General features: G+C 72.8%; 18 protein-coding genes. 11 read left to right on the top strand and 7 right to left on the bottom strand.

What is annotated here, in order from left to right; genetic code table 11:
* Nucleotides 1-2: 2 nt before the first annotated feature.
* Nucleotides 3-653, bottom strand: a complete 651-nt coding sequence (locus ACTWJ9_RS29600; protein WP_279337328.1) for a MarR family winged helix-turn-helix transcriptional regulator — start codon at nt 651-653, stop codon at nt 3-5.
* The gene (locus ACTWJ9_RS29595) at nt 650-2374 is read right to left on the bottom strand and encodes an FUSC family protein (protein WP_279337327.1); all 1725 of its coding nucleotides are present in this window, start codon (nt 2372-2374) and stop codon (nt 650-652) included. The genes ACTWJ9_RS29600 and ACTWJ9_RS29595 overlap by 4 nt, the downstream gene beginning before the upstream one ends.
* A gap of 154 nt (nt 2375-2528) precedes the next feature.
* On the opposite strand from ACTWJ9_RS29595, the gene ACTWJ9_RS29590 reads away from it, so the two are divergent.
* From ACTWJ9_RS29590 to ACTWJ9_RS29575, 4 genes are all read left to right on the top strand, one after another.
* The gene (locus tag ACTWJ9_RS29590; RefSeq protein ID WP_279337326.1) at nt 2529-3101 is read left to right on the top strand and encodes a DUF5134 domain-containing protein; all 573 of its coding nucleotides are present in this window, start codon (nt 2529-2531) and stop codon (nt 3099-3101) included.
* A 101-nt stretch (nt 3102-3202) separates the two neighbouring features.
* Complete coding sequence (locus ACTWJ9_RS29585) at nt 3203-4135, top strand: M56 family metallopeptidase (RefSeq protein WP_443294950.1); 933 nt, start codon at nt 3203-3205, stop codon at nt 4133-4135.
* 104 nt (nt 4136-4239) lie between these two features.
* Complete coding sequence (locus ACTWJ9_RS29580) at nt 4240-4932, top strand: phosphatase PAP2 family protein (protein ID WP_387039283.1); 693 nt, start codon at nt 4240-4242, stop codon at nt 4930-4932.
* Between the two features lie 270 nt (nt 4933-5202).
* A complete protein-coding gene (locus ACTWJ9_RS29575; RefSeq protein ID WP_279337324.1) occupies nt 5203-5958 on the top strand; it encodes a TetR/AcrR family transcriptional regulator in 756 nt (251 codons plus the stop codon).
* Here the strand turns inward: ACTWJ9_RS29575 and ACTWJ9_RS29570 are convergent.
* Entirely contained in the window at nt 5955-7466 is a 1512-nt protein-coding gene (locus tag ACTWJ9_RS29570) for an LVIVD repeat-containing protein (RefSeq protein WP_279337323.1), read from the bottom strand. The genes ACTWJ9_RS29575 and ACTWJ9_RS29570 overlap by 4 nt on opposite strands.
* Nucleotides 7467-7675: 209 nt before the next feature.
* Between ACTWJ9_RS29570 and ACTWJ9_RS29565 the strand changes: the two genes are divergently transcribed.
* On the top strand, nt 7676-8344 hold the full coding sequence (locus ACTWJ9_RS29565) for a DUF305 domain-containing protein (RefSeq protein WP_443294949.1): 669 nt from the start codon (nt 7676-7678) through the stop codon (nt 8342-8344).
* An 18-nt stretch (nt 8345-8362) separates the two neighbouring features.
* Here the strand turns inward: ACTWJ9_RS29565 and ACTWJ9_RS29560 are convergent, their stop codons facing one another.
* Nucleotides 8363-8830: a DUF6214 family protein gene (locus ACTWJ9_RS29560; protein WP_279337321.1), complete on the bottom strand. Its 468-nt coding sequence runs from the start codon at nt 8828-8830 to the stop codon at nt 8363-8365.
* A gap of 366 nt (nt 8831-9196) precedes the next feature.
* Here ACTWJ9_RS29560 and ACTWJ9_RS29555 point away from each other — a divergent pair, with 366 nt between their 5' ends.
* Complete coding sequence (locus ACTWJ9_RS29555) at nt 9197-10000, top strand: pectate lyase (protein ID WP_279337320.1); 804 nt, start codon at nt 9197-9199, stop codon at nt 9998-10000.
* A gap of 149 nt (nt 10001-10149) precedes the next feature.
* Here the strand turns inward: ACTWJ9_RS29555 and ACTWJ9_RS29550 are convergent, their stop codons facing one another.
* Nucleotides 10150-10917, bottom strand: coding sequence for a PaaX family transcriptional regulator C-terminal domain-containing protein (locus ACTWJ9_RS29550; RefSeq protein WP_279337319.1), 768 nt, complete (start codon nt 10915-10917; stop codon nt 10150-10152).
* A gap of 101 nt (nt 10918-11018) precedes the next feature.
* On the opposite strand from ACTWJ9_RS29550, the gene ACTWJ9_RS29545 reads away from it, so the two are divergent.
* Nucleotides 11019-12737 (top strand): DNA alkylation response protein, encoded by a 1719-nt coding sequence (locus ACTWJ9_RS29545; RefSeq protein WP_387035471.1) that lies wholly within the window; start codon nt 11019-11021, stop codon nt 12735-12737.
* A gap of 52 nt (nt 12738-12789) precedes the next feature.
* Nucleotides 12790-13950: a WD40/YVTN/BNR-like repeat-containing protein gene (locus ACTWJ9_RS29540; protein ID WP_387035469.1), complete on the top strand. Its 1161-nt coding sequence runs from the start codon at nt 12790-12792 to the stop codon at nt 13948-13950.
* Between the two features lie 133 nt (nt 13951-14083).
* Here ACTWJ9_RS29540 and ACTWJ9_RS29535 read toward each other — a convergent pair whose 3' ends face one another.
* Entirely contained in the window at nt 14084-14800 is a 717-nt protein-coding gene (locus ACTWJ9_RS29535; RefSeq protein ID WP_279337316.1) for a uracil-DNA glycosylase, read from the bottom strand.
* A gap of 122 nt (nt 14801-14922) precedes the next feature.
* On the opposite strand from ACTWJ9_RS29535, the gene ACTWJ9_RS29530 reads away from it, so the two are divergent.
* Nucleotides 14923-15954 (top strand): N-acetylglucosamine kinase, encoded by a 1032-nt coding sequence (locus ACTWJ9_RS29530; RefSeq protein WP_387035467.1) that lies wholly within the window; start codon nt 14923-14925, stop codon nt 15952-15954.
* A gap of 84 nt (nt 15955-16038) precedes the next feature.
* Nucleotides 16039-16962, top strand: a complete 924-nt coding sequence (locus ACTWJ9_RS29525; protein WP_279337314.1) for a sirohydrochlorin chelatase — start codon at nt 16039-16041, stop codon at nt 16960-16962.
* 108 nt (nt 16963-17070) lie between these two features.
* Here the strand turns inward: ACTWJ9_RS29525 and ACTWJ9_RS29520 are convergent, their stop codons facing one another.
* Nucleotides 17071-18141, bottom strand: a complete 1071-nt coding sequence (locus ACTWJ9_RS29520; protein WP_443294948.1) for a lactonase family protein — start codon at nt 18139-18141, stop codon at nt 17071-17073.
* A 488-nt stretch (nt 18142-18629) separates the two neighbouring features.
* On the opposite strand from ACTWJ9_RS29520, the gene ACTWJ9_RS29515 reads away from it, so the two are divergent.
* Nucleotides 18630-19379 (top strand): DUF4142 domain-containing protein, encoded by a 750-nt coding sequence (locus ACTWJ9_RS29515; RefSeq protein ID WP_279337312.1) that lies wholly within the window; start codon nt 18630-18632, stop codon nt 19377-19379.
* The last annotated feature ends 22 nt before the right edge of the window (nt 19380-19401 follow it).

Raw genomic sequence — 19401 nt, 5'->3', positions numbered from 1 at the left:
CGTCACGCCCGTACGGCGTCCAGTCGTCCTTCCAGCTCCACCAGCAGCCCGCCGAGCAGCGCGGCCAGCTCGCCGAGGTCCGGCCCGCCCAGACCGGAGAGCACGGCGTTCTCGTAGGAGAGTTGCGCGGGCATGATGCCGTCGACGACGTCCCGTCCGGCGTCGGTGAGGCGGACCCGGGCCATGCGGCGGTCGCGCGGGTCGCCACGGCGTTCCACCAGGCCCCGCCCGGTGAGCTGTTTGAGGCGTTTGGTGACGGCGGCGCCCGAGGAGAAGGTCTCGCGTGCCAGTTCGCCCGGAGTCAGTTCGCGCCCGGTGCGACGCAGCGCGCCGAGCAGGTCGAACTCGGGGCGGGTCAGTCCCGCCCCGCTCAGCGGGGCGTCCTCGGCCTGCTGGAGGAGGGCGGCACAGCGGTTGATGCGCCCGATGACCTCCATGGGTCCGGTGTCGAGGCCGGGGTACACGGTCCGCCACTGCCGGACCACCGCGGCCACGGTGTCGCCGTCGGCCGCCGGGCCTCCCGCACCGGAGGAGGTCCCTGTCCCGGCGGCGGGGAGCCCGGGGCCGGCCGGGAGCGGCCCGTCGGCACGCCCGCCCTCGGCCGTGAGTCCTCCAGGTCCGCCGTCGGCCGTGAGCCGCTCGGTCGTCGTCATGGCCGTCCGTCCTTCGTGTCCGGGTCCGTCCCGCTGCCCGGGTGTGTGTCCGGTTCCGTCTCCGCGCCGGGGCCGGTCAGCGCCCTCTGGCGTCGTACCGTTGCCGCGAGCGTACGGTGTCCCGCCTGTTCGGCGAGCACGACCCGTTCCTGCGGCAGTGAGCTCAGCCACCATTCGCCCGCGGCCGCGTCGGCGGTGGCCCGCAGGTCGACGAGCGCGGCGGCAAGGCCGCGGCGGGCGGCTTCCAGGGCGGCGAGGGCGGTGTGCGGGACGGCCAGGAGACGGATGGTGTGTTCGCGCTCGCGGTCCACGGTGGCGAGCGCCCTCTCGACCCGGCCGCCCGCCCGCCGGTTGGTGACGGCCAGGGCCGCGACGAAGCCGACCAGCGCGCCGATCAGGGTGTCCACCACACGGTCGGTGACCAGGGAGCCGGTGTCCTGGTAACCGGGGAACTCGGTGATGAGCAGGGCCATCGGGGTCACGCAGACGCTGCCGAGCCAGTAGTTGCGGCCGATCAGCGCCTCGGCGCCGAAGTTGAAGACGAGACAGCACAGGACGAGGGCGAGCGGCCCCAGGTGGGCGACCGGGGCGACGGCCGCGAAGATCAGCACGCCGACGAGGTTGCCGACGACCCGCTGCACGGTCCGGCTCCAGGTGAGGCTGAGGTTGGCCTGGTAGAGCGAGGCGGCGGTGACGAGCGCCCAGTAGGGCCGCCCGACCCCGACGGCCAGGGAGGCGTAGCCGGCGAGGGCACAGCCCAGGGCGGTGCGTACGGCGATGGGGGTGAGCGGCCCCAGGCGGTGCCACAGGGGGCGCGGGGGGACGGCGCGCTCGGCTGCCACCCCGAGGAGTTCGTCGGCGCCCGTGAGGGGGGCGTCGGCGCCCGGGACGCGGCGGCCCGTGCCGCGCAGCGCCCTGGCCCAGGCGCGCAGCAGTGCGGGGTCGGCGTCGGCCGGCGCGGCGAGCGCGATCTCGGCGCGGACCACGAGCCGTTCGAGGGCCCGGCGGGTGGCGGCGGAGCGGGTTCCGGTGAGGAGCAGGCACTGCCAGGCGGCCTGCACGGCGGCGTAGGCGGCGGCGCGGGCCCGGGTGTGGCCGTCGCCGGTGCCGCCGGTCTCGACGTACGCGGCGGTGGCGGACAGCGCGTCGGCGGTGGCGCGGCGCTCGGGGCCGTGCGGCCGGACCAGTACGGGCGCCATGCCGACCAGCCAGGCCCACACCCCGGCCACCGCGGCCAGCGCGAGATGGCCGGGGACCTGCCCGAGGGTCTGGGGGACGAACAGCGAGGCGGAGCTGACGAAGGTGAGGATCACGTTGCCGGGCGGGCCGATACGGGTGACGTCGCACAGCACCTTCTGCACGGCGGCCAGTACGGCGCCGACGGTGACCAGGATGACGGCGTTCGAGGTGAGCGAGGCCGAGACCAGGGCCACGGCGAGGCCGCCTAGCATGCCGAGCACGACTCCCGTGAGGGCCTTGGCCCGGGCGGCGTAGGGACGGTTGTGCGCGTAGAGGGCGCACAGGGAACCGGCCATGGTGTAGGCGGCCAGGTCAAGGCGGCCGAGGGCGACCAGGATCAGGTTGGGCGGTGCGACCGCGGCGACCACGCTGAGGGCGGGCTTGAACCAGATGTCGGAGGGCCGCCCGAGGCGCAGCACGCTGGCCACGGGGAAGCGCCGGGGCTTGGGGTCGGGGGTGGGTGTGGGGGTCGCACTGCTCATGACGTCCCACGATAACAGGTCTTTTACTCGTAAAATATTGCGGTGACCAGCGGTGCTCCCCCGAATGCTCCCCGTGTACGCCTGTGCGCCCGCGTGCACGCCGCCGGGCGGGGCATGCCTTGACCGACCGTGGAGCGGTCCGGGGGAGGTACGCGTGCACGGACCGGCGTCGTCCGGCTGGCTGCTGGTCGCGCTCTGCGCGGCGACCGGCGCCTACTGCCTGCTGCGGATGCGCAGCAGTGTCGGGGAACAGCGCCGCGCCGCGGGCGGTGAGGCGCTGATGGGTTTCGGCATGGCCGCGATGGCCGTACCGGCGGCGGTGTTCACCCCGCCCCCGTGGGCGTGGCCCGCCTGTGCGGTGGTGTTCGGCGCGGCCGCGGTGCAGGCCCTGTGGACAGGGCGCGGGAGCCCGCACCATCTGCACCATTCGGTGGGCGCCGGAGCCATGGCCTACATGGCGGTGGCGATGGCCGCCTCCCCCGGCCGGGAGCACGGGCACGGCGGCGTGGGCATACCCGCGCTGACCGGGCTCCTGCTGCTGTACTTCGCCGGGTACGTGCTGGTGACGGGCGTACGGCTGGTACCGGTGGCCGCCGCGCCGGAGCGCTCGGCGGCCACCGGGGCGGGGTCCCCCGGAGTCCCGGGCTGGGGGGACCGGCCCGAACTGGTGCTGGCGTGCCGGCTGTCCATGGGGATCGCGATGGTGGCGATGCTGCTGACGATGTGAGGCGGGGCGGCCGGCCGCGGGCCGACGAGCGGGACCGTTGTCTGCGGCACTTTGCCCGATGGGCCGTGTCCGGGGGTGGTCCGCGCTCCTAGGCTGGCCGCATGATGCTCCCCGCGGCGCTGCTGCTCGGCGTCCTGACCGCCGTCGTCGGTCCCAGGCTGCTCGCGCGGGCCGACTGGCCGGACCGTGAGCCGGTGGTGGCGCTGTGGGTGTGGCAGTGCGTGATCGCGACCGTGCTGCTGTGCTGTGCCCTGTCGATGACGTTCAGCGCGGCGGCCGCCTCGCGGGCGGTCGGCACTCCCGTGTTCGCGACGGCACCGAGCGGGGTGGTGGAGGCGTACGCCCTCGGTACGGCCGGCCCGGCGGCCGCGACCACCGCGGTCGCGCTGGCGTGCGGTGGGCTGTGGAGCGCGGTGATGCTGGTCCGCGAGGTCGTACGGGCCCGCGCCCGGCGGCGGGCCCGGCGGAAGGATCTCCTGGTGCGGGCGCCGCTGCTGCCCGGCGAGGACCCCGGCTCGGAGCGGCTGGTGGTCCTGGAGGGCGAGCACCCCGACGCGTGGTGGCTTCCCGGCTCCCCGCCCCGGCTGGTCGTCACCACGGCGGCGTTGCGCCGGCTGAGGGGCCGTCGGCTGGACGCCGTCCTCGCGCACGAGCGGGGGCACGCGCGGGCCCGGCACGACTGGCTGCTGCACTGCTCCGCCGCGCTGGCGGACGGGTTCCCACGGGTACCCGTGTTCGCCGCGTTCCGCGACGAGATGCACCGGCTGGTCGAGCTCGCCGCCGACGACACGGCCTCCCGCCGCTTCGGCCGGCTGACCACCGCCCTCGCCCTGGTCGAGCTCAACGAGCACCGCGGGGTCTTCGGCCCCTGCCCGGCCTCCCAGGGCCAGATCAGGGCCCGGGTGCACCGGCTGCTGACTCCCCCGGACCGGCTCACGGCGGGGCGCCGGCTGCGGCTGACGGCCGTTGCGTCGCTGGTTCCGGTGATCCCGGTCCTGGTGGCGTTCGCCCCCGGGCTGCGGGCTCTGGGCTAGCACCGCCCAAAGGCGTGCGCCGAGGTTCTCTTCGCTCCGGGGCGTGCGGGCGCTCAGGGCGTCGGTGTTGGCCCCGGACCCCGGCGGTCGGCGAGGATCGCTTCATGCGCTCCCCCCACATGTCTCCCCCCGACCTCGGGCCGCCGCCCCGTCCACCCGGGCACCGGCACCACCCGGCCGCCCTGTCCATCGGTGTGCCGGCCCTGTGCTCGGTACTGCTGCTGATCCTGGTCGGCGCCGAGTGGCGCCCGCTGACCGGGATGGACGGGGACGTCGCCCGTACCACCCACCGCTGGGCGGTGGACGAACCGGGGCTGACCCAGACGGCCCGCGTCCTGACGGACTGGGTCTGGGACCCGTGGACCATGCGCCTGCTGGCCGGGGCGGTCGCACTGCTGCTGGTGTTCCGGTACGCGGCCCGCTGGACCGCGGGGTGGCTGGTGGTGACCTGCGCCGTGGGGACGGTGCTGCAGCAGGTCCTGAAGGCGGCGGTGGGCCGTGCTCGCCCGGTGTGGGAGAACCCGGTCGACTCGGCCCACTACGCGGCTTTCCCGTCGGGCCACGCCATGACCGCCACCATCGTCTGCGGTCTCCTGCTGTGGCTCCTGCACCGGCACGGCGTGAGCCGGGCCGTGTGGGTGTGGGCCGTGACCGTGGCGGCGCTCTCGGTGGCCGGCGTCGGTCTCACCCGCGTCTGGCTCGGCGTCCACTGGGTGACGGACGTGCTCGGGGGGTGGCTCTTCGGCGCTCTGGTCGTGGCCGTGGCGGTGCGCGTCCACCGGCGGCGGCACCCGTGAGACCGCACGATCCGCGTCTTCCGGATCCTCCCGCGGGGCCTCCGTGACCACTTCCCGGTGCCGGCTCGGCGGGACGCACGAGCGCCGACGCGCCGGACAGCCCGGGCGGCGGCCCGCAGGGCCGGGGTGCGGCTGCTCCTCAGCGCCGTCCCCCTCGGGCGATCCCCCGCGTCGCCCGAGGAGAACGGCAGCCCGGAGCGGGCCCACCAGGGGCCCGACCGGACGCATTGAGTATAGTTGGCTGTCGGCCAGTCAATGCAGGAGTCCAGCATGTCCCCGCGCAGCCCCTCGGTCAATGAAGAATTGCGGAGGCGTTCGAAGGAACGGCTTCTGCAAGCCGCCGTCGAGGTGGTGAGCGAGCGCGGCTACGAGGCGACGACGCTCGGCGACATCGCCGACCGCGCGGGGTCCGCGCGGGGTCTGGTCTCGTACTACTTCCCGGGGAAGCGCCATCTGGTGCAGTCCGCGGTGCACCGGCTGATGCACCGGACGCTGGAGGAAGCGCTGGAGCGCGAACCGCGCACCGACGACGGGCCGGAGCGGATGGCGCGGGCCATCGACGCGATCCTGGGCCTGGCCCGCGACCGTCCCGTGCTGATGCGCCAGCACATGGCCGGGCTGCTGCAGGCCGAGGGTTTCCTGCCCTGCCCCGAGCAGCGGCGCCTGGCCGAACTGCTCAGCGACACCGTCGCCCGGCACGGCTCCAGCAAGGTCGACAGCGACTACCCGATGCTGCGCGCCCTGCTGATGGGCGCCGTGTTCTCGGCCCTGATGCCGGGTGCGCCGATGCCCGTCGAGACACTGCGCGCGGAGTTGTTCAAGCGCTACCGGCTCGACTGGGAGCTGGGTGTCCCGCCCGGCACCGAGGTGCCGGGCGGGACGGGTGCGCCGGACCGGACGGGCCGGACGGACGCAGCCGGCGCAACGGGCCTGCCGGACCGGGCGGATGTGTCGCGGTTCTTCGCGACCGAACCGGCCCCGGAGCCCTCGGCCCCGCCCCGCCGCCCGGCCCCGGACAGCGCCTAGTCCCTGTCGTCGAAGTAGTCAGGCTGTGTCTGCGCGTTGAACTCGCGCAGCTGGATCCTCTTGGCCGGGTCCGTGCGCCGGTCGTCGATCCTCAGGACGTCGAGGCCCTTGGCGATGTCGTTCGAGTAGATGTGGCCGTTGTAGTAGTACGCCGACCAGGAGCCGCCGGTGACGACCTGGTCGGTGGACAGCGGACCCCGCTCGAAGTAGGCGATCTCCTTCGGTTTCGAGGAGTCGGTGAAGTCCCAGACGGAGACGCCGCCCTGGTACCAGGCCTGGACCATGAGGTCCTTGCCCTTGACCGGGATCAACGAGCCGTTGTGGGCCACGCAGTTCTCGGTGTCCGCCTGGTGACGGGGGATCTTGAAGTAGCTGCGGAAGACGAGTCGGCGTTTGTCGCCCTTGCCGACGATGTCGTAGACGCCGTCCGCGCCCCGGTCCGGTCCGACGGCCGCGTTGCAGGTGGCGGCGCCACCGCCGCCCAGCTCGTCGGTGAACACGACCTTGTCGGCCCGCTGGTTGAAGGTCGCCGAGTGCCAGAAGGCGAAGTTGACGTTGTCCTGCACCCGGTCGATCACCTGGGGACGCTCGGGGTTCTTGATGGAGAACAGGATGCCGTCGCCCATGCAGGCACCGGCGGCGAGGTCCTCGGACGGCAGCACGGTGATGTCGTGGCAGCCCGTGGTCTTGGAGACGCCCGGATGGGTGGGCGCGCCCGGGTTTCCGCCGCCGTCGGGCCCCTCACCGGGGAACAGCACCGGGAACCCGACCACCGCCGCCTTGTGCGGGGCCTTGCGCGGCACCTTGATGACGGAGATGCCGTCGTGCGGCGGCTGGCAGTCGGGGTAGGCGGCGTTCGGCGAGTACGAGGAGACGTAGACGTAGACGTTCTTGCGCTCGGGCACCAGCGTGTGGGTGTGCGAGCCGCAGGCGGTCTCGACGGCCGCGACGTAGCGCGGGTTCCGCTTGTCGCTGATGTCGAACACCTTCATGCCCTCCCACGAGGACTTCTCGGTCGCCGGTTGCGTGGTGCTGTTGCAACTGCTGTCGCTGCGCGAGGAGTCGGTGGAGAGGAACAGCAGGTCACCGGAGACGGAGATGTCGTTCTGGGAGCCGGGGCACAGCACCTGGGCCACCGTCCTCGGTGACTTCGGGTTGCTGATGTCGAAGATGCGGAAGCCGTCGTAGTTGCCCGCGAAGGCGTACCGGCCCTGGAACGCCAGGTCCGAGTTGAACCCGGTCAGCGCGTCCTTGGGGATGTTGGCCACGTGCCGGATGTTGTCGGAGTGGACGACCTCGTCCTGGGCGGGTGTCTCGCCGCTCTCGATGGCCTCACGCACCTCGGCCTGCGCGCTTCGGGACATCTCCTTCGGGGCGGTCGGCTCGTCCCCGGGGTCGGGGATCGCCGCGGCCGGTGCGGCGGTGAGCAGCGCGGCCAGCAGCCCCCCGGCTGCTGCGGCAACTCCCAGCCGTCTGCGCCGGGTTCGGGGATCTTTCAACAGGATCACTGTCTTTCCTCCCTTGTACCGTTCGGCTCGGAACGGGTGGTGCACCGGCAGTATCGTCCTGGCCATGCGCATGGCAACAGTGCGCGACACACTCATAACGAAGTTTTCCGATCACTGTCGCGCGGAAGCGTGCTAGGACGGTCGTCGGCACTCACGAGGTGTCCCGCAGCCCTCCCCCAGAGGGGGTGTCCCCAGCCACAGGAGGTCCCGTGCTCTTCCGCCGTGTGTCACGCGTGTCCGTCGTCGCGACCGGACTGACCGCCCTGGCCGTACTCGGGCTCGCGGGCTGCGAATCCGACACGGACGACGCCAAGTCGGCTGCGGCCGAAGGGCCTTCGGTGATCGCCCCGGGCGAGCCCGGGCAGCCGAACCGGACCCTGTCGGCCGCGGAGGCCGCGGAGCAGCGCGCCGAGGACGACTCCCCCAACTCCGCGGACGTCTCCTACACCCGCATGATGATCGAGCACCACTCCCAGGCCCTGGAGATGACTGCTCTGGTCCCGGACCGGGCCGAGTCACCGAAGATCGTCAAGCTGGCCGAGCGGATCGCGGCCGCGCAGCAACCGGAGATCAAGGCGATGGAGGGCTGGCTGACGACGCACAAGAAGACCAGGAAGGCCGACGGGCACGACCACGGCCACGACCATGCGGCGATGCCCGGGATGGCGACCCCCGCCCAGCTCAAGAACCTGCACGCGGCCGAGGGAAAGACCTTCGACCAGCTCTTCCTCACCCTGATGATCGCCCATCACGAGGGGGCGATCACCATGGCCACGGACGTGAAGGCGCAGGGCAACAACCTCCAGATCGAGGAGATGGCCGACGACGTGGTGGCCCAGCAGACGAGCGAGATCACGCGGATGCGCGATCTCCTGTGACGTCCGCGCCGGGGCCGTTCACCGCCGGGTGTGACGCGGGGTCAGCAGGCCCGCGTCACGTGCCCGGCCGATGACCCGCAGCGCACCGCGCCGGCTGTATCCGGTCGCGCACATCACGGCGAGCACCGGGTCGGCGCCCTCCTCCTGGGCCGCGCGGTACTCCCGCGCCACGAAACGCCTCCCCACGGGCCCCTGCGGCCCGACCACGTGGGTCCGCCGCTCCCCCGTACCGGACAGGACACCGGCGGCCGGTTCGTCCTCGGCGCCGCAGGCCCGCGCGAGCGGCCCCTCGATCCAGTCGGCGAACAGCGCCAGGTCCTCCAGCGACAGCGCGGGCCGGGCCCGTACGTCCTCGACGCAGACGCTGTGCCCGGACACCATCGCGAGCGCCTCGACCCCGGCTCCGTCCGCGAAGGTCAGCCGCACATCGAACCAGCGCGTCGTGTGCTCCCCTTCGCGCACCTCCCAGGCAGGCCACACGGACACGGCACCGTCCGCCGGAGAACGATCGGAAAGATGAAGAAAGCACTCCTCAAGCACGCCCGCAACGTAACCACGTGAGCACTTTCCATACGAACGAACACGCACCCCGAGCGGTGGACGGCACCCTGTCAGCGGAGCGGGTGCCACTTCGGCCGTGCGGCCGAGGAGTCGGGGAGACGACACTTTCACCCCTCCGCAGAAGAACGCGCTCACTACGGCTGCAGATGGCTGAATAGCTGCCGCACGGGACGTTGACCAGAAAGCGCTTTCCCTCTACCTTCCGTTCAGCGACGTGAACCTCACGCATCCATGGCACCTCCGCACCCCGCGTCGCCGACACCCCCACATCACGACAGAAGGAACCGGAACATGACTTCGGTGACAACACCGCGCGCCCGTGGGCGGGCGCTGACCGGCGCACTGGCCACCCTCGGACTCTCGGTTGGCATGCTTATGACAGCCGGTGTCTCCCCGGCCGGCGCCGCCACCTGGCCGTCTCCCAACGGCAGCGAGGGCGTCTCCTCCACCATCTCGGTGTCCGGCACCAAGGACTACGGGATGAAGCGCCTCTACGGCACCGGCGCCCTGGGCTCCGGCAGCCAGGACGAGGACCAGGGCCCGATCCTGGAGCTGGCGGACGGCGCGGTCCTGAAGAACGTCATCCTCGGCGCCCCGGCCGCCGACGGCGTCCACTGCAAGGGGTCCTGCACGCTGCAGAACGTGTGGTGGGAGGACGTCGGCGAGGACGCGGCGACCTTCAAGGGCAAGTCCTCGTCAGCCGTCTACACCGTCAGCGGCGGCGGGGCGAAGGAAGCCAGCGACAAGGTGTTCCAGTTCAACGGCGCCGGGACGCTGAACGTGTCGAACTTCGCGGTCAAGAACTTCGGCACCTTCGTGCGCTCCTGCGGCAACTGCTCCACGCAGTACAAGCGCACCATCAACCTCAACACGATCGAGGTGAACTGGAAGGGCGGCAGGATCGCCGGGATCAACACCAACTACGGCGACAGCGTGTCCCTGCGCAACATCACGGTCGTCGGGGACAGCAGCAAGAAGATCATCCCCTGCCAGAAGTACATCGGCAACAACACCGGCAAGGAGCCCAGCACCAACGGCTCGAACGCCGACGGCACGTACTGCAAGTACGGATCGTCCGACATCACCTACAAGTAGCCCTTCCCGGCACAATGGCCCCCCACGGTGAGGCGGCGGCCGTACGGAGCGCCCCGCGCGGTGCTCCGTACGGCCGCCGCGCCGTGCCGGGCCCGCCCGCCCGCCCCGCCCGCCGCCGGCCGGCCCCGTCACCGCCGGCCCCGTCCGCGCTACCTCCGCCCGCCCACGCTCGCGCGGATCTCGCCGATGAGTTCACGCCGGTAGTCGGTGTACGCGGCCCGCAGCGCCTCGCCCGGCCAGTCGGCGGGGAGGAGGGCCGCAGGCAGGACGGGATCGGTGAGCAGGTGGCGCACGACGGCCGCGAAAGCGGTGAGCCGGTCGGCGGGACGGTCGGCGCCGTCGATGTGCGCGAGGAGCGCGCGGGCCGTGCCCGCCCAGGCGTCCAGCGCCCACAGACTCCCGGCCAGGTCGGCGGCGGGCCGGCCGGGGCGGGCCGTGTAGTGCTGGGCCACCCGGCCGAGAGGCACGGACAGCGGGCGGTCCAGGTTGGCCGGCCGGAGCCACACGCCCTCGCGGAGTTCGGCGAGCCGGAGGGCGGTCAGCCGGGTGCGCAGCTCCGCCCGCTCGGCGGGACCACGTCCCGTCGCGGTGATCACCACCATCTCCCAGTCGCCGTCCCACGCGCGCGTGCTCGGCCGTACGGCCTCGTCCTGGCGGGTCTGGCGGTCGAGCAACCGGTCACTGAGGCGGTAGCCGGCACCGGTCTCGGTGCGCACCAGATCACCGGCGGCCACCATCCGGCTGAGGGCGGCCCGCAGCGTGGACCCGCCGACGCCGAAGCGCTCCACGAGCCGCCCCAGTTCCCGCGCCGAAAGCTGTGGCGGGTGCGTGCCGAGCAGCAGGCTCAGCACGACCGACCGCGCGGACAGGGGACGTAGCCGCAGGTCACCGGTTGGCTCCAGGTCGTTCATCCGCATGGATCCGTACTGTACGGCGCGCTTGTCGCCCCGCGGTGCACTGCCGGACGCCATGCGTTGCATCATTGCTACAGTCGCAGAAATAATGCAACACTCGGTGTATGGCCACGACAATCGCGCACGAGCAGCACGGCGGACTCGCCGCCTCTCCCGGGGGACACGCGGCACCGGAGGCACTCGCGGCACCCCGCGGGTACGCCACGCACGACGTTCTGAACCAGCCCGCTCCCCTGGCCCCCTACGACGCCTCCGACGACACCGCCCTCCTGGAGGGGGTGCGGCGCGAGGGCGCCGGCTGGGCGGAGGAGGATCTGCGGCGGCTCGGCAGGCTGGCCGGCAGTGCCCGGGTGCAGGAGTGGAGCGAACAGGCCAACCGCCACGAGCCCGAGCTGCGCACGCACGACCGGTACGGCAACCGGATCGACGAGGTCGAGTTCCATCCGAGCTGGCACCACCTGATGCGCACGGCCGTCGTCGAAGGGCTGGCCGGCGCGCCCTGGGCGGACGACCGGCCCGGCGCCCATGTCGCGCGCACCGCCGGCGGACTCGTGTGGGGGCACACGGACGCGGGGCACGGCTGCCCGACCTCCATGACGTACGCGGCGGTGCCCGTCCTGCGCCGGCAGCCGGAGCTGGCCCGGGTGTACGAGCCGTTGCTGACCGGCCGGGAGTACGAGCCGGGCCTGCGGGTGCCGGGCGAGAAGCGCGGGCTGCTGGCCGGCATGGGGATGACGGAGAAGCAGGGCGGCTCCGACGTCCGGACCAACACCACGAGGGCGACGCCGACCGCGGAGCCCGGTGTGTACACGCTGCGGGGACACAAGTGGTTCACGTCGGCGCCGATGTGCGACGTGTTCCTGGTGCTGGCGCAGGCCCCGGGGGGTCTGTCGTGCTTCCTGCTGCCGCGCGTGCTGCCCGACGGTACGCGCAACACGTTCCGTATCCAGCGGCTGAAGGACAAGCTGGGCAACCGGTCCAACGCGTCCTGCGAGCCGGAGTTCGACGGGACCGTCGCCTGGCTGGTCGGCCCGGAGGGGCAGGGCGTGAAGACCATCATCGAGATGGTCAACTGCACCCGGCTGGACTGCGTGATGATGTCGGCGGCGCTGATGCGCAAGACGCTCGTCGAGGCAGGGCACCACGTGCGCCACCGCAGTGCCTTCGGGGCCCGGCTGATCGACCAGCCGCTGATGCGCAACGTGCTGGCCGATCTCGCCCTGGAGTCGGAGGCCGCGACGGCGCTGACCCTGCGACTCGCCGGGGCGGCCGACCGCGCGGTGCGCGGGGACGCGCAGGAGGCCGCGTTCCGCCGGATCGCGACCGCCGTCGGCAAGTACTGGGTCACCAAACGGGGCCCGGCCTTCACCGCCGAGGCGCTGGAGTGCCTGGGCGGCAACGGCTACGTCGAGGAGTCGGGCATGCCCCGGCACTACCGCGAGGCCCCGCTGCTGTCGATCTGGGAGGGCTCGGGCAACGTCAACGCCCTCGACGTGCTGCGGGCGCTGGGCCGGGACACGGCCACGGCGCAGGCGTTCTTCGCCGAACTCGCGCTCAGCCGCGGGGCGGACGCCCGGCTGGACGCGGCCGTGAGCCGGCTCGAGGACCGTCTGGCACAGGGTTCGCAGGCGGGGGCCCGGCGGCTGGTGGAGCAGTTGGCCCTGGTCCTCCAGGGCTCCCTCCTCGTCCGGCACGCCCCGTCCGCGGTCGCCGACGCCTTCTGTGCGACGCGGCTCGGCGGTGACTGGGGGCACTCGTTCGGCACGCTGCCCGACGGGGCCGATCTGGGTTCGATCGTGGACCGCGCGCTTCCGGCCCCGTAGGCCGCCGCACCGGTCCGACCTGCGACGACGCCTGATCCAAAAGTGACTGTCAGTGGCGGGGTGCAGACTGGCCGGTGTTCGGAACGGATGCGTCGGCGAGGGCGTCGGCGACGTCGCGGAGGTGATCGGCATGACCGAGGTACTGCTCGCCGTGGGCACCCGCAAAGGCCTGTTCATCGGGCGCCGGCGGGGCGGCGTCTGGGAGTTCGACGACAGCCCCTGCTTCAACGCCCAGGCGGTGTACTCGATCGCCGTCGACACCCGGGGCGCGGTCCCCCGGCTGCTGGTCGGCGGGGACAGCGCGCACTGGGGCCCGTCCGTGTTCCACTCCGACGACCTGGGCCGCACCTGGACCGAACCGGCGCGGCCCGCCGTCAGGTTCCCCAAGGACACGGGGGCGTCGCTGGAGCGGGTCTGGCAGCTTCATCCGGCCGCGGCGGAGCCGGACGTGGTGTACGCGGGCACGGAACCGGCCGCGCTCTACCGCTCGGAGGACCGCGGGGAGACCTTCGAGCTGGTCCGTCCGCTGTGGGAGCATCCGACCCGCTCGAAGTGGGTGCCGGGCGGTGGCGGCGAGGGTCTGCACACCGTGCTGACCGACGAGCGGGATCCGCGTGCGGTGACGGTGGCCGTGTCCGCGGCGGGCGTGTTCCGCACCCGCGACGGCGGCGTCAGCTGGGCCCCCTCCAACTCCGGTGTCTCCGCGGTGTTCCTGCCGGATCCGAACCCGGAGTTCGGGCAGTGCGTGCACAAGGTCGCCCGGGACGCGGTGACACCGGACCGGCTGTATCTGCAGAACCACTGGGGTGTGTACCGCAGCGACGACGCGGGCGTGCGGTGGACGGACATCGGCGGGGGTCTGCCGTCGACGTTCGGTTTCGCGGTGGTGGCGCATCCGCATCGAGGTGACACGGCGTACGTGTTCCCGATCAACGCCGACTCCGACCGGGTCCCGGCCGGCCGGCGCTGCCGCGTCTTCCGCACCACGGACGCGGGCGGGAGCTGGGAGCCGCTCACCGAGGGCCTGCCGCAGGGCGATCACTACGGCACGGTGCTGCGTGACGCGATGTGTCACGACGGCGCCGACCCCGCGGGCGTGTACTTCGGCAACCGTAACGGCGAGGTGTACGCGTCGGCCGACGACGGCGACAGCTGGCAGCAGCTCGCGGCGCATCTGCCGGACGTGTTGTGCGTGCGGGCCGCAGTGGTCTGAAGGGCTGAGGACTGAGGAGGTTGAGGGGGTGAGGACCGGAGAGATCCCAGGCCCCGCAGTGCGGACCGGTCGGATGCGCACCGCGGGACTCGGGTCGTCGGGTCCGTCCTCCTGACGGGCCCGGGGACCCGCGTCAACGGCCCTGCTGAACCGCCGCGTTCGTCTCCTGGGCCGACGGCAGCCGCCAGTCGACGGGGTCGGCGCCCTGCCGGACCAGGAAGTCGTTGGCCCGGCTGAACGGGCGCGAGCCGAAGAAGCCCCGGTCCGCCGACATCGGCGAGGGATGAGCCGACTCGATGGCGGGATAGTCCCCGAGCAGCGGACGCAGATTGCGCGCGTCCCGGCCCCACAGGATCGACACCAACGGGCCTCCCCGCGCGGCGAGGGCACGGATCGCCTGCTCCGTGACCTCCTCCCAGCCCTTGCCCCGGTGAGCGGCCGGCTTGCGCGGGGCGGTGGTGAGCGCCCTGTTGAGCAGCAGGACCCCCTGCTCGGTCCACGGGGTCAGATCGCCGTTGGCGGGCCTGGGCAGGCCCAGGTCCGCGTTCAGTTCCCGGTAGATGTTCTCCAGGCTGCCCGGCAGCGACCGCACGTCCGGCGAGACCGCGAAACTCAGGCCGATCGCCATTCCCGGTGTGGGGTACGGGTCCTGACCGACGATCAGGACGCGCACGTCGTCGAAGGGTTGCTGGAACGCCCGCAGCACGTTCGCTCCCGCCGGGAGGTACGTCCGGCCGGCCGCCACCTCGGCGCGCAGGAAGTCCCCCATGGCCGCGATGCGTCCGGCCACCGGTTCCAGGGCCTTCGCCCAGCCGGGCTCAACAAGTTCATGCAAGGGTCGTGGTGCCACGCCGGATCACTCTAGTGGCTCGCACCGACAGCCCGCACCAAGCGGTCCGGCCCCTGCGCCGGAAGCCGTCCGGGCGCTAGTGTTCCTCCCCGTCATGGTCGTCGAGGAGGTGGGGGGACGCGGTGTCTTCGTCCGCCGGGCCCGGATTCGTCGCCGTGGATTCCGGGGGCTCCGGACTGCGTGTCGTCGTCGGTGCCGCCGGGCGCGGTCCGCTCGCCCGGGGCGCTTCCGGTGAACCGGTGCGGACCGGTTCCCGGGGAATCGACCCGGGGCATCTCATGGAGCAACTCGTGCCCATGGCACGGGGGCTGGCCACCGAGGCCGGGATCGGGCGGCTGGACACGGCGGCCGTCGGTGCGGCCGGGCTGGCCAGCCTCGGGGACGCGCTGCGCGCCGAGCTGCCGGGGGCGCTGGCCCGGGAGCTGGGGGTACGGCGGGTGGCACTGGCCGCCGACGCCGTCACCGCCTACGTCGGCGCCCTGGGGCCCCGGCCGGGTGCCGTGATCGCCGCCGGCACGGGTCTGATCGCCGTCGGCACCGATCTGACCGGGTGGCGCCGGGCGGACGGCTGGGGGCATCTGCTCGGCGACTGCGGCGGCGGCGCGTGGATCGGACGGGCCGGGCTGGAGGCGGCGCTGCGCGCCCACGACGGACGGGACGGCGGCTCCGGCCGGCTGCTGGCGTGCGCCGAGGAGATGTTCGGCCCGGCGGCCGCGCTGCCCGGCCACCTGTACCCGCGCACCGACCGGGCGGCCGTCCTCGCCTCCTTCGCACCCCGGGTGGCGGAGTGCGCCGACGACGACGCCGTCGCCGCGGACATCCTGCGGGCAGCGGCCCGGCACATGGCCGACTCGGCGGCGGCCGTCTACCCGGAGACGGGTGCGGGTGCGGGTGCGGTCGAGCCTCTGGTGGCGCTCACCGGTGGCCTGTTCAACATGGGCGCCCCGCTTCTCGCACCCCTGGACGAGGAGTTGGCCAAGCGGCTGCCGGGGGCTCGACGGGTGGCGGCCAAGGGCAATCCGCTGCATGGGGCGGTGTGCATCGCCACCGACCTCGCGACCGGCTCGTTCACCCTTCCGAGTGACGAGAAGATGCTGTGCGTGACGAGTCCGGCAGGTGGAGGGGACACCGTCGCTCCCGGCGCCGACACATAACACAACAGACATATCCGGATGGATGTCTCGCAGACGTACCCTCCCCGAACAGAGGAGCCCAGGAAACCACTAACATTCCGCTCCATGAGCACCCCCACTGGGCCCGCGTCCGGCCTGCCAGTACGAATGCCGCGCCCCCGCCAGCCCGGACGGCACCGCCGTCCCGAGCCTCTGGTGGCTCCCGAGGGCGCGCCCGCGCTCGTCCTCGCCGTGCCGGGTACTCCGAGCAGCGCCACCCGTTCCCTCGCGGACGAGGTCGTGAGCATCGCCCGCTCCGAACTCCCCGGCCTAGACGCTCGGATCGGTTACCTCGACGGAGACGACGAGGAGTTTCCCACGCTGCAGGCGGTACTCGCGCACGCCGCCGAGGAGCGCACCGCCCGCTTCGAGCAGGCTCGTGCCGCCGGCATGGACGTCAAGGAACCTGACGGCCCCGTCGCCGTCGTCGTGCCGCTGCTCGCCGGTCCGGACAGCGCGCTGCTGCGCCAGGTCCGTCAGGCGCTGATGGACAGCCGCGTCGCCGCCGAGCTGACCGATGTGCTCGGTCCGCACCCGCTGCTCGCGGAGGCTCTGCACGTGCGACTGTCCGAGGCCGGTCTGGCCCGCGCCGACCGGGCCCGGCTGTTCACCGTGGCGACCGCCGCGGACGGCATCATCCTCGCCTCCGTGGGCGGTGACGAGGCCGTGCAGGCGGCCGGGATCACCGGCATGCTGCTCGCCGCGCGTCTCGCCGTGCCGGTGATCGCGGCAGCCCTGGACGAGGAGGGCTCGATCGCGTCGGTGGCCGAGCAGCTGCGCAACTCCGGTTCGCAGCAGCTGGCTCTCGCGCCGTACCTGATCGGTCCCGAGATCGACGCGAGCCTGGTCGAGGAGGCCGCGAAGGAGATCGACTGCTCCGCCTCCGAGGCGCTGGGCCCCTACCCGGCGATCGGCAAGCTCGCCCTTGCCAAGTACACGTCCGCGCTGGGCATCGCCCCGCAGCAGGCGCAGAGCGCTCCGGCGCACTGACCGGGGCGGCTCATCCGCTCGCACGACGCCGAAGGGCTCGCTCCGACCACTTCCGTTCCAGTGGTCAAAGCGGGCCTTTCGGCTTTGCGCCCGCCGGGGTGGCGGCTCTCAGCCGACGACCACGCAGGACGCCGCCGCCACCGGGATCGCACCGCCGCGCCGCGGTACGCCCGTGTCCGGGTCGACCGCGAACCAGGTCACGTCCCCGGAGCGTTCGTTCGCGACGTACAGGAAGCCGCGGGACTCGGTGAGCGCGCGGGGCCAGTGACCGCCGCAGGGCACGGTGGCGGTCAGCCGCAGCCCGGCCGCCCCGTCCGTCCCTGCCGCCCCCTCTGCGTCTGTCTCGACCGCGAGAACCGACAGCACGTCCTCGCCGCGGGTCGCGGTCCACACGAAGCGCCCGTCGGGCGAGACGGCGACATCCGACGGGTAGGCGTCGCCCGCCGGGGTGCCGGGCAGGACCGGGATCTCGGCCAGCGGCCGGAGCGCGCCCTCGGCGGCGTCCCAGCGGCAGACGACCAGGGTGGGGCTGAGTTCGTTGAGGACGTACGCGCGTGTGCCGTCCGGATGGAAGGCCAGGTGCCGGGGGCCGGAGCCGGGGCGCAGCGCGACCTCCCGGTGCTGCTCGGGAGCGCCGTCGGCCAGGTCGTACACCCGCACCGAGTCCGTACCGAGGTCGACGCCGACCGCCCAGCGGCCGCTCGGGTCCGGCAGTATCTGGTGGGCGCGCGACCCCTGCCGTCCCTGCGGGTGGGGACCCGGGCCGGTGTGCCGGAACACCCCGGACGCGGACCGTCCCAGGCCGCCGTCGGCGCGGACGGGGACGGCGGTGACGCTGCCGGAGCCGTAGTTGGCGGTGAGGACGTGTCCGGCGAAGACGCAGAGGTGAGTCGGCCCGTTCGCGTGGACCGGCACCGGAGGGCCGCCCGGCTCCAGCACGTCCCCCGCCCCGGTACCGGGCACCCGGTACGCGGCCACGGCCCCTTCGGCCGTCTCGCTGACCGCGTAGAGCGTCCCTCCGTCGGGCGAGAGCGTCAGGCAGGAGGGGTCGGGCAGATCCTTCAGGGTGCCCAGGACGGTCAGTGCGCCGTCCTCGGGGGCGACAGCGGTGGTGACGATGCCCGGGCCTCCCGCCGCCGTGAACGATCCGATGAACGCCCGCCGTCTGCCGTCCGTCACGCCTGATCCCCTCCGGTTCCCCGCCGTCCGCGGCTGCTCCTGCCGGTCTCCACCGGCCTGCACCGGTCTCCGGCCGGTTTCCTCCCGACCGGAGCGACGCTAGCAGCCGATCCCTCCAGGTCTAGACCAAAGCCCGCCGTTCGTCCGCCCAGGCATCGCACACCTGCTCCCGACGCTCGGAGTCACGTGTGATCTTCGGCACTTCCGGCTCCGGTGCCTCCCCCCTCCCGGAGCCGCGACGGCGTCACCCTGCTGGACGAAATCTGGACGGGAGCACCCTCGGCAGCAAGAACGCCCTGGTCACACGGGGGCGGCCCGTCGTGGCCGCCTGGGTGCCGGCCTGCCGGGCGGGGCCGACGGCATCGCAGGGCCGCACCGGCCGTCGTCACCGGGTGCCGACGGCAGAAGATTCCTTCCGGAACGGTGATTGTTTCGCCACCGCCGTCCGTACTCCCTGGCGTTGGGCTGTTGATACACCAGGAGGAACGATGCGCATCTCGCGCAGCACGGCAGGAACCGCGTTCGTGGGCGGAGCCATGGTTCTCACCCTCTCCGCGCTCGCCTACCCCACCATGCTGGGCGTGCAGAACACCTCGAGCACCCAGGACCGGGTCGTCGCCAATACGCAGTACGGCCAACTGACCGAGGCCGACCGTGACTTCGTGGTCAAGGTGCGCGCCGCCGGACTGTGGGAGCACCCCCTGGGCCTGCTGTCGATGGAGCGGGGCACGACGCCGGAGATGAAGGAGGTGGGCGAGCACCTGGTCGTGGGGCACGGACGGCTCGACGAGAGCTGCCGCAGGATCTCCCTCGAGCTGGGCATCACCCTGCCCAACCAGGCCTCGCCCCAGCAGGAGCAGTTCGTGGAGACCATCAAGGCCACCAACGACAAGGAGTTCGACACCACGGCCGTGAACATCATGCGGGTGACGCACGGCCAGATCTTCTCGGTGATCGCCAAGGTCCGGGCCAACACCAGGAACACCCTGGTGCGGCAGCTGGCGGACCAGGCCAACGACACCGTGCTCGACCACATCACGGTCCTGGAGAAGACCGGACTGGTCAATCACGAACAGGTCAACTTCCAGCAGACCAGCCCGCCCAAGATGCCCCGGGAGCAGGTGACGCCGCCGGCTCCGCAGGCGGGCGCCCCGGTGCTGGTGCTCGAGATCCCCGAGGAGCTGAAGGACCTCAACACGGTCTCCCCGGCGCCGACGCCCGGTGAGGCGGTGAAGTAGGCGCCCCGGAACCCGGGAGACG

This window comes from Streptomyces sp. GDS52 (genome assembly GCF_052246875.1).
Lineage (GTDB): Bacteria > Actinomycetota > Actinomycetes > Streptomycetales > Streptomycetaceae > Streptomyces > Streptomyces cathayae.
This window is presented reverse-complemented; position numbering and strand designations above follow the sequence as displayed.

Excerpts from the sequence above, each read along its gene's own strand:
- ACTWJ9_RS29525 (WP_279337314.1), top strand. The coding sequence starts at position 16,039 with ATGAGCACCCCCACTGGGCCCGCGTCCGGCCTGCCAGTACGAATGCCG.
- ACTWJ9_RS29595 (WP_279337327.1), bottom strand. The coding sequence starts at position 2,374 with ATGAGCAGTGCGACCCCCACACCCACCCCCGACCCCAAGCCCCGGCGC.
- ACTWJ9_RS29555 (WP_279337320.1), top strand. The coding sequence starts at position 9,197 with ATGACTTCGGTGACAACACCGCGCGCCCGTGGGCGGGCGCTGACCGGC.
- ACTWJ9_RS29575 (WP_279337324.1), top strand. The coding sequence starts at position 5,203 with ATGTCCCCGCGCAGCCCCTCGGTCAATGAAGAATTGCGGAGGCGTTCG.
- ACTWJ9_RS29600 (WP_279337328.1), bottom strand. The coding sequence starts at position 653 with ATGACGACGACCGAGCGGCTCACGGCCGACGGCGGACCTGGAGGACTC.
- ACTWJ9_RS29585 (WP_443294950.1), top strand. The coding sequence starts at position 3,203 with ATGATGCTCCCCGCGGCGCTGCTGCTCGGCGTCCTGACCGCCGTCGTC.
- ACTWJ9_RS29550 (WP_279337319.1), bottom strand. The coding sequence starts at position 10,917 with ATGCGGATGAACGACCTGGAGCCAACCGGTGACCTGCGGCTACGTCCC.
- ACTWJ9_RS29545 (WP_387035471.1), top strand. The coding sequence starts at position 11,019 with ATGGCCACGACAATCGCGCACGAGCAGCACGGCGGACTCGCCGCCTCT.
- ACTWJ9_RS29580 (WP_387039283.1), top strand. The coding sequence starts at position 4,240 with ATGCGCTCCCCCCACATGTCTCCCCCCGACCTCGGGCCGCCGCCCCGT.
- ACTWJ9_RS29515 (WP_279337312.1), top strand. The coding sequence starts at position 18,630 with ATGCGCATCTCGCGCAGCACGGCAGGAACCGCGTTCGTGGGCGGAGCC.